The sequence below is a fragment of the Alistipes provencensis genome (assembly GCF_900083545.1).
Taxonomy (GTDB): Bacteria; Bacteroidota; Bacteroidia; order Bacteroidales; family Rikenellaceae; genus Alistipes; species Alistipes provencensis.
In genome coordinates, this window is sequence record NZ_LT559262.1 from 578,158 (window position 1) to 596,880 (window position 18,723).

12 protein-coding genes are annotated in these 18,723 nt (G+C 55.8%); 8 read left to right on the plus strand and 4 right to left on the minus strand.

Going from position 1 to position 18,723, the window contains the following annotated elements:
- Positions 1-70: 70 nt before the first annotated feature.
- From rpsF to rplI, 3 genes are read left to right on the plus strand one after another with little or no spacing between them, the layout of a single operon-like run.
- A complete protein-coding gene (gene rpsF / locus BN5935_RS02535; RefSeq protein ID WP_064974706.1) occupies positions 71-415 on the plus strand; it encodes a 30S ribosomal protein S6 in 345 nt (114 codons plus the stop codon).
- Between the two features lie 3 nt (positions 416-418).
- Positions 419-697, plus strand: coding sequence for a 30S ribosomal protein S18 (gene rpsR, locus BN5935_RS02540; RefSeq protein WP_064974707.1), 279 nt, complete (start codon positions 419-421; stop codon positions 695-697).
- An 18-nt stretch (positions 698-715) separates the two neighbouring features.
- On the plus strand, positions 716-1,156 hold the full coding sequence (rplI, locus tag BN5935_RS02545) for a 50S ribosomal protein L9 (protein WP_064974708.1): 441 nt from the start codon (positions 716-718) through the stop codon (positions 1,154-1,156).
- 121 nt (positions 1,157-1,277) lie between these two features.
- Here rplI and BN5935_RS02550 read toward each other — a convergent pair whose 3' ends face one another.
- From BN5935_RS02550 to BN5935_RS02565, 4 genes are all read right to left on the minus strand, one after another.
- Entirely contained in the window at positions 1,278-2,195 is a 918-nt protein-coding gene (locus tag BN5935_RS02550; protein WP_064974709.1) for a DMT family transporter, read from the minus strand.
- A gap of 95 nt (positions 2,196-2,290) precedes the next feature.
- A complete protein-coding gene (locus BN5935_RS02555) occupies positions 2,291-3,019 on the minus strand; it encodes a DKNYY domain-containing protein (protein WP_064974710.1) in 729 nt (242 codons plus the stop codon).
- A gap of 141 nt (positions 3,020-3,160) precedes the next feature.
- Positions 3,161-4,996 carry a 30S ribosomal protein S1 gene (gene rpsA, locus BN5935_RS02560; RefSeq protein WP_064974711.1) on the minus strand — a complete coding sequence of 612 codons (1,836 nt, stop codon included), beginning with the start codon at positions 4,994-4,996 and terminating at the stop codon, positions 3,161-3,163.
- Positions 4,997-5,133: 137 nt separating this feature from the next.
- Entirely contained in the window at positions 5,134-6,555 is a 1,422-nt protein-coding gene (locus BN5935_RS02565; protein ID WP_064974712.1) for a bifunctional metallophosphatase/5'-nucleotidase, read from the minus strand.
- A 124-nt stretch (positions 6,556-6,679) separates the two neighbouring features.
- Here BN5935_RS02565 and BN5935_RS02570 point away from each other — a divergent pair, with 124 nt between their 5' ends.
- The 5 genes from BN5935_RS02570 to BN5935_RS02590 all read left to right on the plus strand — a co-directional run bounded on the left by BN5935_RS02570 (position 6,680) and on the right by BN5935_RS02590 (position 18,721).
- On the plus strand, positions 6,680-9,859 hold the full coding sequence (locus BN5935_RS02570) for a ligand-binding sensor domain-containing protein (protein WP_147625759.1): 3,180 nt from the start codon (positions 6,680-6,682) through the stop codon (positions 9,857-9,859).
- Positions 9,860-9,992: 133 nt separating this feature from the next.
- Positions 9,993-11,654 (plus strand): pectate lyase, encoded by a 1,662-nt coding sequence (gene pelA, locus BN5935_RS02575; RefSeq protein ID WP_064974714.1) that lies wholly within the window; start codon positions 9,993-9,995, stop codon positions 11,652-11,654.
- Positions 11,655-11,715: 61 nt separating this feature from the next.
- Positions 11,716-14,988 (plus strand): SusC/RagA family TonB-linked outer membrane protein, encoded by a 3,273-nt coding sequence (locus BN5935_RS02580; RefSeq protein WP_082943997.1) that lies wholly within the window; start codon positions 11,716-11,718, stop codon positions 14,986-14,988.
- Between the two features lie 13 nt (positions 14,989-15,001).
- Positions 15,002-16,918: a RagB/SusD family nutrient uptake outer membrane protein gene (locus BN5935_RS02585; protein WP_064974715.1), complete on the plus strand. Its 1,917-nt coding sequence runs from the start codon at positions 15,002-15,004 to the stop codon at positions 16,916-16,918.
- Between the two features lie 12 nt (positions 16,919-16,930).
- On the plus strand, positions 16,931-18,721 hold the full coding sequence (locus BN5935_RS02590) for a DUF5123 domain-containing protein (RefSeq protein WP_064974716.1): 1,791 nt from the start codon (positions 16,931-16,933) through the stop codon (positions 18,719-18,721).
- Positions 18,722-18,723: the final 2 nt, after the last annotated feature.

Below are 18,723 nucleotides of genomic sequence, written 5' to 3' on the forward strand. Positions count from 1 at the left end.
TTTTTCATTTCCAAAATATCTTCCTATCTTTGCGGTCCCGAAAAGGGAATAATTAACCAATTAAACGATTATGAACAATTACGAAACCGTTTTCATTGTCACGCCGGTTCTGTCCGATGCACAGGTGCAGGAGGTCGCTGACAAATTCCAGGGTGTCATCACCGAAAACGGCGGTCAGATCGTGAACAAGGAGTCGTGGGGCCTTCGCAAGCTCGCCTATCCTATTCAGAAAAAGACCACCGGTTTCTACTTCCTGGTAGAGTTCACGGGCGAAGGCTCGCTCATCAACACGCTCGAGACGCAGTACCGCCGCGACGAGCGCGTGATCCGTTTCTTAACTTTCAAGCAGGACAAATACGCCGTAGAGTACTCGGAGAAGCGTCGTGCTAAACTTTCTAACAAGCAGGAGGAGTAAACCATGGCACAGGAAAACAAGACACAGTCGGAGATCCGTTACCTGAATCCGGTATCGGTAGACGTCAAGAAGAAGAAATACTGCCGTTTCAAGAAACTCGGCATCAAGTATGTGGACTATAAGGACGGAGAGTTCCTCAAAAAGTTCCTCAACGAGCAGGGCAAGATCCTTCCCCGCCGCCTGACGGGTACTTCGCAGAAGTTCCAGAAGAAGGTCGCACAGGCCGTGAAGCGTGCGCGCCACCTCGCCATCCTGCCCTTCGTAACCGATTGCATGAAATAATTAAAAGGAGGACAAGACATGGAAGTTATTCTGATCAAAGATATGGAGAATCTGGGCTACGCCAACGACATCGTTACCGTCAAGCCCGGTTATGCGAACAACTACCTGATTCCTCAGGGCTACGCCAAAGCCGCCACGGCTTCCGCGAAGAAAGTTCTCGCCGAGAACCTCCGCCAGCGCGCCCACAAGGACGCCAAGATCCTTGCCGACGCACAGGCACTGGCCGAGACGATCTCGAACCTGCCGCTGTCGCTGGCTGTGAAGGCCGAGGAGGGCAAACTCTTCGGTACGGTTACCGCAACGGATCTGGCCGAGGCACTCGCCGCCAAGGGCATCACCGTAGACCGCAAGCAGATCAGCGTCGACGCCATCAAGACCGTCGGCGAGTTCGAGGCTACCGCCCGTCTGCACAAGGAGGTCAAAGCTACGATCAAGTTCACGGTCACCGCTGCCGAGTAACGCGAATCGATCTCATACGAAAAGAGCTTTCCGGTTTCGGAAAGCTCTTTTTTTGATTGCGCCGCGGAGGGGGGGGGGCAGCAGGAATTATGCCCCGAGGTGCAAACTGCTGCCGCAGCCTTTAAGACGGGCTTTTTAAGCCCGCGGGATGCTTCGGCTTCACGGCATAGGAGCGGAGCACCAGCCCCACGCCCGCAAAGATCACCAGCGCGAAGATCACCGTGTCCGCATGGAGTTTGTCGAGCCCCATCCCGATCGAAATGGCGATCGCCAGCACCGGCTGCAAATAGGTGTAGATGCTCGACACGGTCGCCGGAACGGTCTTGAGGGCATAGTTGAGCATCAGATTGGGCAGGTAGGTGGGTACGACCAGCACGAACAGCGCCGGAAAGAGGGCATGGCGGGCGATGGCCGCGAAATCGGTGTGGACGATGGGCCCGATGCCGACAGGCAGCGCCATGACGGCCGCGGCACAGTAAGCCCAGCGCAGCACGGTCGTAATGCGGTATTTGGCGATCAGACGCTTGAACCACACCATATATAACGAAGTGACGCAGGCGCAGAGGAAGATCATCACGTTGCCCCACAAGTGCGAGTGCGCATGGGCCGACGTGGCTCCCGCCAGCACCACCGCCACGGCTCCCGCCATTCCGAGCACCAAGCCCGCGACCTTGAGTTTCGTGAAGCGGTCCATCCCCAGCGCCACCGAGAGCACCAAGACCAGCAGCGGCACGATGGTGTCGATGATCGAACCGTCGATCGGCGAGGTCATCGACAGCCCGTACATGATGAATACCTTGCGCAGCACGCCGATCAGCAACCCGGCCCCGATCAGCTTGCGGCCGTCGGCCCAGTCGACCTTCTCGGCCTTCTGCCACAGCAGCGGCACGAGTGACAGCAGAGCCGTCGCCACGAGCGATGCCGAAACCAGCGCCATCGGGTGGATGTAACGCGGCAGTACATAGTTGTAAAACGGGTAGTCCATGGCCCAGACGATGTTGCACAGCAACAGGGCCAGATGGGGTTTCAGTCTGTTCATCCGTCCGATATTTTATCCGGAGAAAACAAAAACAGTGCCCGAAAAAAAGGACCTTCCCCTGCGGAAAAGCCCTGTACGAAAACAGCCGGACGATTTTACCGTCTCTGCGGCACCTCGAACGACCCCGGCGAAGCATCGGGAATCACCGCGCCCCGGTAGTATACCTTCCACGCATCCTTCGCGTAGCCTTTGCCCAGATTCTCGAACGACGGAGCCGCAGCACCCTTCACCTCACGGCCCTCGAAGACCACTTTCCAAGGGTCTTTGCCGTACCCGCCGCCCAGACTGGCGAACGACGAAGCCGACACCCCCTCGACTTTGCGGCCCCGGTACCAGACCGACCACGGGTCCTTGCCGTACCCTCCGCCGATATCCTCCACCTGCGAGAGGCTGTCCTGCCGCTTCCCGCGCAGGTAGGTGTGCCAATTATCCTTGCCGTACCCTTGGCCGAGGTTCTCGAACGACGAGACCGCGGCACCCTCCACCTTCCGGCCGCAATAGAAGACCGTCCAGTTGTCCTTGGCATAGCCGCCGCCGAGAACGGCGAACGACGAGACTGCGGCGCCCTTCACTTCACGGCCGGCATAGAACACTTTCCAATTATCCTTGCCGTAACCTCTGCCGAGGTCGGTAAATGACGAAGGCACGGCCCCTTCGACCCTGCGACCTCCGTACCAGACCGCCCGATCGTCCTTCACATACCCGCGGTGACGCCGTCCGGATTCCCGCTGCACCTCGCAGACCTGCTCCGCCCGGGTGAAACTCCGCGCCGCGCCCGGAAAGGCGACAAGGGCGGCCAATATCAGCAAGATCGACTTCTTCATAGCTTCGGCTTTTACATGAACAACTCCCAAATATACCGACTTATTGCCTGACGGCCAAAAAAACACCCGCACGAATTTCGCGCGGGTGTCCGTTTATCGGGATACGGGAGGTTGCACCCTCCCCGTCCCCGGATGCGGGGATTACTCCTCGTCCTCTTTCTTGGCAGCGGCTTTCTTGGCCGACTTGGCCTCGGCAGCCTCCATGGCGCTCTTCAGAGCGGCCAGGCCGGCGATGTCGCCCAGCGTCGTCTTCTCGACCGAAGCGTTGATCTTCTTCACGGTCGACTTCGTAGCGTCGGCGGCAGCACGCTTCTCGGCCTTCTCGGCAGCAAAAGCCTCCTTACGAGCTTCGTCGTAGGTGCGCAGATGCGAGAGGGTGATACGCTTGGTGGCCTTCGAGAACTCGATCACCTTGAAATCGAGCTTGTCGCCCACCTTCGGGGTCGAGCCGTCCTCTTTCACCAACTGGCGTGCGGGGCAGAAGCCCTCGATGTTCTCGCCCAGAGCAACTACGGCGCCCTTGTCGGTCAGCTCGGTGATCGTACCCTCGTGAACGCTGTCCACTCCATACTGATTCTCGAACTCGTTCCAAGGGTTCTCCTCGAGCTGCTTGTGGCCCAGCGACAGACGACGGTTCTCCTTGTCGATCTCCAGCACCACGACCTCGATGTCAGCGCCTACCGACGTGAACTCACCGGGGTGCTTCACCTTCTTGGTCCAACTGAGGTCCGAAATGTGGATCAGGCCGTCGATGCCCTCCTCGATCTCGACGAATACGCCGAAGTTCGTGAAGTTGCGCACCTTGGCGGTGGTCTTCGTGCCTACGGGATACTTGGTCTCGATATTCTCCCAAGGATCGGGCGTGAGCTGCTTGATGCCCAGCGACATCTTGCGCTCCTCACGGTCGAGGGTCAGGATAACGGCCTCGACCTCGTCGCCGACCTTCATGAACTCCTGAGCCGAACGCAGGTGCTGGCTCCACGACATCTCCGATACATGGATCAGGCCCTCTACGCCGGGAGCGATCTCGACGAAAGCACCGTAATCGGCCATGACGACCACGCGGCCCTTGACCTTGTCGCCGACCTTGAGATTCTGGTCGAGCGCCTCCCACGGATGGGCCGTGAGCTGCTTCAGACCCAGCGCGATGCGCTTCTTGGCCTCGTCGAAGTCGAGGATCACGACGTTGATCTTCTGATCGAGCGCCACGATCTCCTCGGGGTGGTTCACACGGCCCCACGAGAGGTCGGTGATGTGAATCAGACCGTCCACGCCGCCCAAGTCGACGAATACGCCGTAAGAGGTGATGTTCTTGACGGTACCCTCGAGGATCTGGCCCTTCTCCAGCTTGGACATGATGACCTGCTTCTGAGCTTCGAGCTCGGCCTCGATGAGCGCCTTGTGCGAAACGACCACGTTGCGGAACTCCTGATTGATCTTCACGACCTTGAACTCCATGGTCTTGTCTACATATACATCGTAGTCGCGGATGGGTTTCACGTCGATCTGCGAACCGGGCAGGAACGCCTCGATGCCGAATACGTCGACGATCATACCGCCCTTCGTGCGGCACTTGATGTAACCCTTGATGATCTCGTCCTTCTCCAGAGCCTCGTTGACACGATCCCAGCTCTTGAGCTGACGGGCTTTCTTGTGCGAGAGGGCCAGTTGTCCGTTCTTGTCCTCGGCCGAATCGACGTAAACTTCGATCTTGTCGCCTACCTTCAGATCGGGGTTGTAGCGGAACTCCGAAATGGAGATCACACCCTCGCTCTTATAGCCGATGTTTACCAGAACTTCGCGCTTGGTGACAGCGGTTACGGTACCTTCGACCACTTCGCCGACGTTGACGTTCGAAAGCGTCTTGTCGTAAGCCTCGGTGATCTGGGTTTTGTCTTGGTCATAAACACCAAGGTCGTTCTCAAACGCATTCCAGTCGAAATTCTCGTTTGCGACTACATTCTTTACTTCTTCCATGTGTGGAAACTTGTGCGATACAATCGCTCGTTAATTGGTTAATATTGAAAACTATAGCCCCCGCCTGCGCATCATGTACGCGCATACGAGGGCTACAAAGGTAGTGCTTTTCAGCGAATCTGCAAAAAATCAGCCGTTTATTTCCGGCGGACCGCCTGCCGGGGCTTGTTGTCAGGCACCAGCGGACTGTCGTCCCCAAGCTCTTCCAACAGCACGTCGGCCACCCTTATGCCGGTGATCCCGCCGTCGGTGTAGTTCAGGTCGTTGTAGTTCTTGTAAACGTAATCGCTGACGGCCACCTTGTAGGACTTGCCCTCGCGCAGCTTCGGGAAACGCACGTCGAGCGCATTGTCGCCGGCGTCGGTCACGATGACATAAGGCGTCGTCGAGATCAGGTCGATGCGGTGGGCCTCCTTGCGGTTCTCCTCGTCGTTGTATTTCGAGAGGATCATGCGGCGCATATCGGCGGGCGTCATCCGCATCACGGCGATCTCGGTGCCGAACGGCTCCAGATCGTAAATCTTCGCCAGGCCCACGCCGCCCGCCGGGATCGAATCGAGGCGCACGCCGCCGATGTGGTAAAACCCGATGTCGGCATCGGTCTCGTCGGCCACCGCTTCGGCCATCCAGTTGGCCACGCCCCATTTGTCGGCCGTCCCGGCGAACTCACCCACGGGCCTGTTCAGCAGCGGGTCGGCATAGTAGCGGTCCACCTCGGCCTGATAAGCGGCGTCGGGCGCATAACCGGCCAGCGGCACGAGGCGGTAATCGACGCTCTCGACCTGCTTGCCGCGGAGTTTTATCACCGTGACGCCCACATTGGCCAGATTCTTCCCGGTCTGGGTCAACAGCGTGCCGTTGACCACCGTATCCCGCACTACATGCGTGTGTCCGCCGATCACCACGTCGAACTGCGTCTCCTTACCGAGCAGCTCCTCGTCGCGGTCGTCGCCCATGTGCGACACGAGCACCAGCACATCCACCTTCGGACGCAGTTCGGCGGCGTACTTCATCGCCATCCGCTGCGGATCGGGGAACTCCAGCCCCTTGAAGCTCGCGGCATTGCCCGCGGGATGTCCGGGGCCCTCGTAGTTGGTCACCACGCCGATGAATCCGATACGGATACCGTTCTCCTCGAGTACGGTGTAGGGCGGCAACTGCGGGAAGGTGCAGGTGTCGCTCACCACATTGGCGCAGACGACCTCGAAATCCATGCTGTCGATCATGCGGCCCAGAAACGCCTGCCCGTGGTCGAACTCGTGGTTGCCGAGCGTCGCCACGTCGTAGCCCAGCCGGTTCATCAGGGCGATCATCGGCATCCCGGGCGTGGCGGCCATGTCCACATAGGCGTTGCCGGTCCAGCGGTCGCCGGCATCGACCAGCACCACCAGCTGCGCCGTATCGCGGCACGCCGCGACAGCCGAGGCCAGCTTCGGAAAGTGCTGAATCTTGGCATGCATGTCGTTCGTCGACAGCAGCACGACGGTCCGCTCGCGGGGAGCACAGGCCGCAGCGACCGCCGCAATTACAAAAAAGGCCAAACGAAGTATTTTTCCCATTTGCAGATAAAATTTTGTCAAAATTACGAATAATTCCTATCTTTACTAAGCAATAACGGAACAAATTTCAGGCCTCGCTTGTCCCGAAATAAGTTATCCATATGCTTTAAAATTTTACATAACCTTGTGGGCTGACGTAAAATGGAGAGTTTGGCAGGTGGTGGCGATCGGTTGTTTATGCCTCTGCCCAGCCCTTGTTCCGTCGTATGCGGAAGCCCATCCGCCCGAAATCGTGCACGTCCGTTACACGGCCGATGACGGACTAAGCAACAACGCCGTTTCAAACATCATTCAGGACCGGAAAGGATTCATCTGGCTGGCCACATGGGACGGTCTGAACCGCTTCGACGGTTATCGCTTCGTGAATTACCGCACGGACGACAAAAGCCAGACCCCGATGCTTCACAACCGCATCAACACACTCATGGAAGATGTGTCCGGAAACATCTGGGCCCAGATGTACGATGAAAAGCTATTCCGCTTCAACTGCAGTTCCGAGCAGTTCGAGAGCCTGACGCACGGGAATCCCGAGATTCCGGATTTCCGGGTCGGATCGTTGTTTCAAACCTCGTTGGGGGACATTTGGGCCGCCACCGACCAGCCCGGGCTGATCCAAATCACGATAGACCGCACTACCGGCCGATTTGCCCTCCGGTCCTACCCGCTGCCCCACCGGAAAATCTCCGTACTGTGCGAAGACTCACATGCCAACGTATGGGCAGGCACGAACCGGGGTGCAGCCCTGCTTTCACATCCGGAAGACAACGGCTCCTTCGTGTGCCGGGAGTCCCTGCTGACACGCCACCACATCACAGCGATCCTTTCACACGGCGAACAGGTATGGTTCGGAACCTCCGATGGCTCTCTGTATAATTACAACCTGCGAAACGAAAAAATAAATTCCCAGCCGCTCGCCGTCCTGCAAAAACCCATCACGGCTCTGGCGATTTCGACAAACGAAAAACAGCTCTATGCCGGTACCGGCCAAGGAGGCTGCGTGCAAATCAACACATTCAGCCGGGAATGCCGGAAAATCCTTCCAGAGGGAATCACCGTAAAACGACTTTTCATCGACAGCCATAATCTGGTCTGGATACTGACCGACCGCCCCGGAATCACGAAATACGACCCCGCAACGGGCTGCACGGCAAATTTCATCCACAAAGTCACCGTTCCGGAATATTATTGGGGTATCGATAAAATCACGGAGCACGACGGGACCGTCTGGGCCGCACTGACAGGAGGCGGATTCGGCTATTACGACCGGACAACCGACCGGTTCGAATATTTCCACAACGATCCCGGCCGGGCCCCCGTCTTCTCGAACGTCGTAACCGATTTTCTGATCGATTCCTCCAATGTTGTCTGGATGACCACCCATGAACGCGGCATCGAACGTGCCGCCATCTTGGACAAAACGGTCGACCGGGTTTTCGTAGAACCGGACAGCGAGCGTATTTCTGACAATGAATTCCGCGCCTTCCTGCTCGACCGGCAAGGAAATCTGTGGGCTGCCACTAAATCGGGCTATCTGTACCGGCTTGACAAAAACTTGCAGGTCCGCGACCGAATTTCGACTGACGACAAAGGCAACCCTCTCGGATACATTTACGCAATCCTCCAGGACCGAAGCGGTGCGTTCTGGCTGGGAACAAAAGGGAACGGATTGTTCCGTATGACCTTTGATAACAAAGAGGGGGAGGGTCCTCTGCATTTCGAACATTTCGTCAACATATCATCCGATCCTTATAGTCTTGGTAACGACATGGTATACAGCATTTTGGAAGACAAACACGGGCGTTTGTGGATCGGAACTTACGGGGGTGGGATCAATCTCCTGCAACGCGATTCGGCCGGTGCCGTCAAGTTCCTCACTCCCGACAACGCTCTTCGTGGATATCCCCGTTCCACATGCCGCAAGGTCCGGGCCCTCTGCCAGGCCCCCGACGGCAGCATCTGGGCCGGGACCACCGAGGGAACGGTACGTCTGTTCTTCGACCCGGAGCACAACGACGTCCGTGCCAAAATATTCCGGAAAGAGACCGGAGAGAGCCATACCGTACTGAGTAACGACATCATCGCCCTCTTCTCCGATTCGCACGGTAATATCTGGTCGGCAACCGTAGGAGGCGGACTGATTGAATGTCACATCGGTAGCAACGGAGAGCCCCGGTTCAAAAGCTACACCACGCGGGAGGGGATGCCGTCAAACGATGTAAAAAGCATTACCGAGGACCGGCGTGGCAATATCTGGGCCGGTACCGAGCGGCATATCTGTATGCTGAATCCCGCCAACGGTGTCCTCAGCGTCTTTTCCAACTACGAGGGGCTCGGGACCACCATGCTCTCCGAAACCACAGCGCTGGCACTCGACGACAAGCGCGTCATTTTCGGCACTTTGAACGGGATCTACGTCGTAGACAACGACTACTTCTCCGGCGACTCGAAACGGGAGATCCGCATGGAAATAACCGGCATCCAATTCAACGACCGGCAGATATCGCCTCAGGAAGGCTCCGTCCTACAATCCGCCGCCGCTGGCATCCAAGCCGTTTTGCTTCCCGACCGACATGTGGTTTTCAGTTTTTCGTACACTTCGCTCAACTACTCGGTCCAGCATCGGGTACACTACCGCTATATGCTCGAAGGCTACGACAAGACATGGCAAAACGACGAGGGCCAGCGCCGGGCCGTTTATGCCGCAGTTCCCTATGGAAAATACCGATTCCGCGTACAGGCATTCCTCCCCGGAGCGCCCGACATCTACGAAGAACACACGGTCCAAGTCGAAGTTCCGCCATTTTTTTGGGAAACCCGGATGGCAATCGGACTTTACATCCTGATCGTGGCACTGCTCGTAACAGGCGTCATATTGCTTCTGCACCGCAAACGACTGCTCATCCACGGTATGCGGGTCTTCAAAATCGGTCCTTCGGAAATCATCCTGAACAACGAAAGCGACCAGAAATTCCTGACAGGAATCATGGAGTGGCTCGAAAAGAACTATTCCAACCCCGACCTGATCATCGATGACATGGTCACACCTTCGGGCATGAGCCGCTCTTCGTTCTACAACCGCCTGAAACTGCTGGCACAGATGTCCCCGGTGGAACTGCTTAACGACTTCCGTATCAAAAAGGCGGAAATGTACCTAAAAAATTCCAACCTTTCGATCTCTGAAATCGCCTATCGGATGGGGTTCAACGACCCGGCCTACTTTGCACGGATCTTTAAAGCACGGCACGGAATATCTCCAACGATCTTCCGAAAAAACACCTCTGAACACTACCAGAAGGTCGATTAACAAAAAATCCTGTTTATTTATCAAAATGTATTGACAGGTGAACCCCATCCCGTTTACTTTTGTAATAACGGGAGTTCAGACCTTGTTGACGAACGTCCTGTACACACCGCTCAAAAAACCTAAAACGACCGTCATGAATAAACTCAAACTCCTGCAATGGACCGTTCCGCTACTTCTGATTTCTTGCAGCACAGGCAGCGCCTCAGCCGAAACCAACAACCCGCTATCCGTCGCCCCTCAGGGCCTCGAGTTTTCGGCAGAACCGGGACAGGGTTCTTTCAATATATTGTGTAAGGGCGAATGGAACATCGAACAACAAGCCGAATGGATCGGTCTTACCCAGCTCTCCGGGAGCGGAAATGCCGAGATCGGCATCGCGGTTCTGGAAAATAGCGGATCTGAGGACCGGAACTCGACCCTCCGCATCGAACGGCTCTACGGCGGAAATTCAGGTGTTTCGGGCGTCAACATAACTCAGAAAGGACGTAAATCCACCTTCGGGATAACCCCACAGACCAAAACCGCCGATCCGCAGGGCGAAACGTTCATTCTCCGGATAACCTCCGAGTCCGAATGGGATCTTTCAATCCCCGAAGACGCTGCGCCTTGGCTACTCGAAAAGGAACGCAGTGAAAACACCGTCACGCTCGAAGCGAAAATCAACCGCGACCAAAAACGCTCTGCCGCCGTAGGCTTCCGTGCAAAAGGTGGGAAACAGAAAATAGAATGTATTGTTACTCAAGAAAAATTCGCAGGAAAAAGCGAAAGCATGAGTTGGCGCAACGTAGCCCTTTCGATGCCCGAGGAGTGGTATGGCACCAACGAAGCGCTCGACATCGCCGAAAACGTACTGCTATACCAACGTGAAATCGGAGGGTGGCCGAAGAACATCGAAATACACCACTTTCTGACCGAATCCGAAAAAAGACGGATTGTTTCCGAAAAAGGCAACACGGATGCCGTTTTCGACAACGACGCCACGACGATCGAGATGCAATTCCTCGCCAAAGTCTACGCCTGTGTCGAAAACGAGTGTTTCCGCAATTCTTTCAACCGAGGACTCGACTTCATTCTCAAAGCTCAGTATGGACCGGCATACAAGGGCGAAGGCGGCTGGCCCATGTTCTACCCGTTGCGAGGACGGGCTTACTACGACCGCATCACGTTCAACGACAACGCGATAACTAACCTGCTAGCGGTACTCAAAGCCATCTATACCGAAACGCCTCTCTACGAAGAGATCGTATCGCATGACATGGCCGCGAAAGCGAAAATAGCCTATAACAAGGGTATCCGGTGCATCCTTAATTGCCAGATCGTGAAAAATGGCATCAGGACCGTCTGGTGCGCCCAACACGACGAAAACACGCTCGAACCCGCCTACGGCCGTCCGTTCGAACACCCCTCCTTCTCCGGATGTGAAACTATAGGGATCATCCGCACGCTGATGGCCGTAGACAATCCTTCCGACGAGGTCAAGCAGGCCGTGCAAGCCGCCATGGAATGGCTCGACTGTCACCGCATTCGGGACAAGCAGATGCAAAACATCGTCGATGCTAACGGCAACCGAGACCGGATCATCGTCGACGCTCCGGGTAAGGATATGTGGGCCCGGTTCTACCACCTCGAATCGGAAGTTCCCATTTTCGGGGATTATGTGACACCACCGGTCATTCTCTACGACATGTTCGACGTGCCGCAACAGCGCCGTGCGGGCTACCAGTTCTATGGGAACTGGCCCGACATGCTCTTCAAAAAAGAATACCCGGCGTGGAAACAGAAACACGGACTTTAAAGACCTTCCCGCGCGGAAATTCTCTTAAACCCAAACAGCTACCAAACCAAAATCCAACCAGATGAAAAAGTTCTACCTTTTCAAGGACTCCGGCGGGTCCCTGCCTGCCTTGTGTTCCTTACTCCTGGCCGTATTGCTCATTTCGCCGATACAGACCGAAACGGCCTACGGACAGCAATCGGGTTCACGCAACATCACTGTCCGAGGGACCGTGAGCGACGAAAACGGAACGCCGATGATCGGCGTAGCCATCGTTGTCAAAGGTCCGGGCAGGGGCACAACAACGGGAGCGGACGGAAAATACTCGATCTCCGCCTCAGCCGATGCGACGCTTCTCTACACTTTCATCGGCTACGAGCCTTTCGAAGCGACCGTCGGGAACCAGACGACGATCAATGTCCGAATGAAACCTTCGGCCCTGAAAATCGATGATGTCGTGGTGACCGGTTACGGCAATATCCGCCGGAGCGACGTCACGGGATCCGTGGCATCGGTCAGCGGAGCTACACTCGCCAAAATTCCCTCCACATCGGTCAGTTCAGCGCTTGCCGGCAAAATGCCGGGCGTTCAGGTAACCACGGCCGACGGCTCGCTGGATGCCGAGATCTCCATCCGCGTCCGCGGCGGCGGTTCCATCACACAAGACAACTCGCCGTTGTTCATCGTGGACGGGTTCCCGGTCGACGACATCAGTACAATTCCACCGTCGGACATCGAATCGATCGACGTGCTGAAAGAAGCGTCCATGACGGCAATCTACGGGGCACAAGGCGCCAACGGCGTACTGATCATCACGACCAAGCGAGCCCGCACCGGCCGGACGACGGTTTCCCTGAACTCATACATCCAGATACATACGCTGGCCAAGAAACTCGACCTGATGAACCCCTACGAATTCGCCATGATGGAGTACGAATACAATCTAATCCGCAACGGCAATACCTCCACGTTCGAATCCTATTACGGCAAATTCGACGACTTGGACATCTACAAAAGTGTCAAAGGTGACGATTGGCAGGATGACATTCTGGGCGGTAATCCCATCTCCCAATACTACAACCTGACCATCGGGGGTGGCAACGAGAAGACCCGGTTCAACATCACCTACACCCACAACAACGACAAAGGCCAGTTGGTCGGTACGGGACTCATGCGCAACAACATCAACCTGAAACTCGACCACAATCTTCGTCCTAACCTCGTCCTGAGCACAAACTCGACCTTCACCCACCGCCGTATCGACGGAGCCGGCACGGCCCCGGGAGGAACGGTGATGAAAGCGCTCCGCTACCGTCCGGTACAAGGTCTCCGCGCCGGCGGCTCCGAAATTTATGATGAAGATGAAGAACTCGACGAAAACGGACTTCCGATCAGCTCGGTCTACAAACCGTCCGAGGATGCAGTTCAGAACTACCAACAACGCAAACTCTACCAGGTCAGCACCAAAGGTTCGATCTCGTGGGACATCATCAAAAACCTGACGTTCCGCTCGGAATACGGGTTCAACCTCGACGTCACGGGGGACGACCGCTTCTACGGCACACTCTCCAACATGGCACGCGGTGCGGGTATGAACAACCTGCCCTCCGCCCAGCGCACCAACGGCCAAAAATACAGCTACCGCTTCGCCAACACACTCTCCTACCGGACTCGTCTGGCCGGCAGCCACAACCTGAACATTCTGCTGGGACAGGAGATCAACCACTCCCAAAGCGAAAGTACCTTCGCCAGTGCCCGCTATTTCCCGGCCACAATCACCGCCGAATCTGCCTTGAACAACTTCAGCCGCGGCACGCCCTACATCACGTCAAGCGAAAAGGGGACTCCGGTCAGAATGGCCTCATTCTTTGGACGCATTCTCTACAATTACCGGAACCGGTATTACGCCACCTTCACCATGCGTGCCGACGGCTCCACCAAATTCGCCCCCGGCAAACAATGGGGTTATTTCCCGGGCGGCTCGGTAGCATGGAAGATTTCCGAAGAGCGATTCCTAAAAAACGCAAAAGCCGTTTCCGAATTGAAACTGCGTCTCAGCTACGGTCTGGCCGGAAACAACCGCATCTCTGACGACCTTTGGCGCCAGACGTACAGCATCACGACCGACGGAGCGCCGGGCTTCAACAACCAGGATTACAGCTACTATCAGTTCTCCAACACACAGTATCTTTTCGATCCCTCGCTGAAATGGGAAACGACCGTCACACGCAATGCAGGCGTCGACTTCGGGTTTTTCGACAACCGGCTGACGGGTACGGTCGACGTGTACTGGAATACGACCAAAGACCTGCTGGTACCGTCCGACATTCCCAATTCGTCGGGCTATCTCAAACAACTAACCAACATGGGACAGACCTCTAACCGGGGTATCGAGATCCAACTCAACGGAAGCATCCTCCGCAAGAAAGATCTTACGCTGGATGTCAACTTCAACATCGGCTTCAACAAGAACCGGATCGACAAACTCGCTTCGGGTGAAAACGAATGGCGGATCAAGAGCGGCAGCAGCGAATGGTTCACCAGCTACGACTACAAGATGGAGGTCGGCCGCCAGATGGGACTGATCTACGGATTCGTCAACGACGGATTCTACAAGATCTCGGATTTTCATGACTATGAAGCCCACAACGCATGGGTTCTCAATGACAAGACGGTCAACTGCGGCAATATCAGCAACTGGCCCTTGCAACCGGGCTCCATCAAGTTCAGGAAAATATCTCCCGTAGATGAGAGTGCAGCCAATCCTTACCTGCTGACCGAGGACGATATCACCGAGATCGGGAACACCAATCCGAAGTTCTCGGGCGGGTTCGGTCTGACGATGACCTACAAGGGTATAGACCTGACGGCATTCTTTAACTTCATGTACGGGTTCGATGTTTACAACATCAACAAGATGTACCTGAACTCAATGTGGCGTCACAACTATTACAATCTCTCTTCCGAGATGAATGGACGCTTTACCTACATGGACCAGGCGGGCAATGACCTGCGCACCAATCCCACGGCCCTGGCCGAGCGAAACAAAAACGCAAAGACCTACTCCCCGCTTTCGGTCACCTCCGGTGTACCGATGAGTGACCTGATCGAGGATGGTTCGTTCCTTCGCCTAAACACCCTGACACTAGGGTACACCCTGCCGCAGCGTATCACACGCAAATTCGGCGTCGAAGGACTGCGCGTCTATGTTTCGGGATACAATCTCTGGACATGGACGGGTTACTCGGGTTTCGATCCGGAAGTGAACATCCAGAAAGGACTGACCCCCGGTATGGATTACAATGTCTACCCCCGCAGCCGTACTTTCACGGCCGGCATCGAGCTCAAATTCTAAAACGGAGATCATTATGAAAAAAACTATATATAGCACCGCGCTTCTTGCCTTGGCCTTCCTGACCTCATGCAGCAAATTCCTTGACGTGGATTCTCCCTCCAAGTTCACCGCCAAATACGTCTTCGGCGACGAAACGGAGATGTTCAATGCAGTGATCGGCATTTACGCACCGATGGTCGGCCCGTACCTCTACGTCGGGCAGATGACGCAAAGCCTGAACCCCAACACAGACGTCGAGTTCGCAGCCGTCACCAACCCTTCGACACTCAACCAGGCAAATTACAACGCCACACCCACCACACCGGCCTTCAACAATATCTGGTCGGCCCTCTACGACGGCATCAACCGGGCCAACGATGTCATCGAAGGCATCGAGGCCAGCAGCCTGTACGCTCAGGCCGACAAGACCAAACCTTCGAATGTCATGCATTACTGGGCCGAAGCCCATGTTCTAAGGGCCATATACTACCTCGATTTGGTGCGTAATTGGGGTGACGTTCCTTATCGGCGAATCTCAGCCGGCGACAAGGAAGCGCTGTTCATCGGCGCTACCGACCGCGACATCATCCTCTCGGACATGATTGAAGACCTGAAAAAGGCCGAACCGTTGCTTCGCTACGCCTCGCAGTCAACACTCGGATGCGAAGGGGTCTCACGCGAATTCTGCCAAGGACTCATCGCTCGTATCGCCCTAACCCGAGGAGGATACAGTCTGCGCCCCGACTATGCCAATTCCTCTGCCCGAGGCTCTATGAAACGCAGCGACGACTGGAAGGATTACTATGAGATCGCCGAAGAGTATGCCGGAAAAGTCATCACCGAAGGCCGGCACATCCTCGGGCGAAGCTTCATCGGTCTTTGGAAGGACGAATGCAACTGGATCGTCCCAACCGGTGACGACAACATCTTCGACGTTCCAGCCAAAGTCGGCGGCGCCGGCGAATACGGCTATTACTGCGGCACTACCATCGTCAGTATCAAGGATGCCGATGGCGCCAACACCACCAGCCATCCCTACGGCTATACGAGCGGAGCCCTGAAACTCTGTACCTCCTACATGATGACCTTCGACAAAAAAGACCTTCGCCGCGACGTCACCTGCACGATGTTCCGCTACGAAGACAACCTCACGCAGACTGCCATGGCCGGAGCCACCACAACATGTGGCAAATGGAACCGGTTCTGGATGAACTCCCCGCTGGGCAAAGGTTCAAACAAAGGTTCTGGCATCAACTACCCCTACATGCGTTATGCGGACATTCTGCTGATGTATGCCGAGGCCGCCAACGAAATTCACAACGGTCCTACACCAGAGGCGAAAGCAGCCTTGAAAGAGGTCCGTCGGCGGGCATTTGACACCGCTGACCATTCGGAGAAGGTGGAAGCCTATGTCGAAGCACTGGGCGACCGGGAATCGTTCTTCCGGGCCATCGTCAACGAGCGAGCCTGGGAGTTCGGAGGCGAACGGCACCGGGCCTACGACCTGGCTCGCTGGAACCTCTACGGCCAAACTATCCGCGACATGTATTTCGACTGGCAAGAGATGGGCTACGACGCCCGGGGAATTACTAACAGCGAGATCCCTATCACGGGACGTTTCAGCGACTACCCCGCTCGGGTTTACTGGAAAAAGGTACCCTCTACCGAAGCGCCCATCGTCCAGAAACTCGAATGGGCCGGCTATGATACCCGTTTAGCTACGGCCCCGGCCGGGTTCAGCACCTCCAACCTATTCAATACATTCGTCACCGCCACAAACGAGGTTTACGGTCCTTCAACAACGATCCAATACTCGTTCAGAGGTTATATCAATCCATCGAACGCCTTGGCCGTCGATCCCCAAAACGATCCGGTTCGCTATCTGACACCCATCCCGACCAACGCCATCGCCAGCCACCGCGGCATGCTCAAAAACTATTACGGTTATTAATCCGACAAACCAATGAAAAAGACACTGATATACGCGGCACTCGCCTGCACTTTTGTTGCAAGCCTGTTCACCGCATGCAGCGACGAGGATGACAAGGGGCTTTCCCGCCTCTTCATGCCGGAGTTCCTGCCCAATTCCTATGACATTCAGGGAACCTCGATCAAATACATGTGGCGTAAAACTGCCTATACCACCTCTTACGCAATCGAACTAAGCGACCATGCGGACTTCTCCCAAATCGTTGCTTCCGGAGAGACCCGCGACGCGAACTACACGTTCACCGGACTCTCCTATAAAACGGATTACTGGGCACGCGTAAAAGCAGTCCCGGCAAACGCCGCGACGGGCGAATCGAAATGGTCGGTCGCCGACAAGGTAACCACTCTGGCACGTGAAATCCCCAACCTGCTCTACGAAGTAGCCGGCGAAGATATCGAGATGAAGGCCGTCACTGTCCGCTGGAATACGAATATGCTCGAAAAATTCCCCGTCGACCGGCTGATTCTCACCCGTACTGACAACGGAGGAACGATCCACACCATCGATCTCACGCCGGAACAAAGCCTCGCAGGCAGCATCCGCATCGAAGAACTCGAACGGAACACCTCCTATTCGGTGACGCTTTACAACATGCAGGCACCCGAAGGCAACCAGCACTACAACACCCGCATCTTCAAGACTGCCGGGGCCCCCGACGGTGCCGTTTCGGTCGAACAACATGACGACCTCTACGCCATGATTTTGGAAGCAATGTCGGACAACACCTCCGACGCCGTCACTTTCTACCTGACAGCTGGGGCCGACTATTATATGATGGATATCGAAAACATGGAACGGGACCCCGAAACTTCGGCCTTGAAACCGATAGCGGGCAAGGTTTTCGCCAGCCCGAAGATTACCAAAAGCATCACTTTCGTCGCCGAACCCGGCGAGCGTCCCACACTCTATATAAAAACCGGCAAATGGGATTTCCCGGCTGCCGAAACTACCATCGACAAGATCGAGATCAACGGCGTGAACATCAAGGAGTATATCTCCGGCGATTTTCCGGCCAACAAAAGCAGTTACTTTTTCAATATTGCGGCCCGCAGTGCTAACCTTACCATCGGTGAACTCACTATCCGTAACAGCGACATTGACCTACCGGGCAGTTTATGGCTGGCCAACAATGCCAACAGTGGCGGAGCCATCACCCGCATAGGAAAATTTACCATAGACGGATGTGTCTGCACCTCATCACCGACCGGTGCGGCCTTCGGTCTGTTCCAGGGTTCCGCGGCAGGGAGCGACATCTTCAACGACGTCACCATCACTAACTCCACCTTCTACGGCAATCCAGTTCTGCGCGGACTATTCCATCGCCCAACGGCAAACGTAGTCACCGAGAACGGTTCGATCCGGATCGAGAACTGCACTTTCTACTACTATGCCTCGCTGTCAACGAGTACCCCGACCAGAGGCAGTGGATTTCCGCTGATCGATCTACAGAGTTTTTCCCGAAACCTGAACGTGACCGTCAGCAGATGCCTTTTCGCCAACCAGATCGCGGGCATCGTGCGCCTGCACGCGAGCAACAACGGTGCGTTCGTCCACGAATCAAACTACTACACGACCGATTCGGCCGGGAACAACGGCAACGGCTCCGTCACCCAAAACCTGAAAGGCCATATCGACAACCTGATGTCCACAGGGCTCTCCTCCACGGAACTGTTCACCGATCCGGACAACGGTGATTTCACGATCATGGACAAAAGCTCCACGGTTTACACTCAAAAGATCGGCGATCCTCGCTGGATCAAATAAAC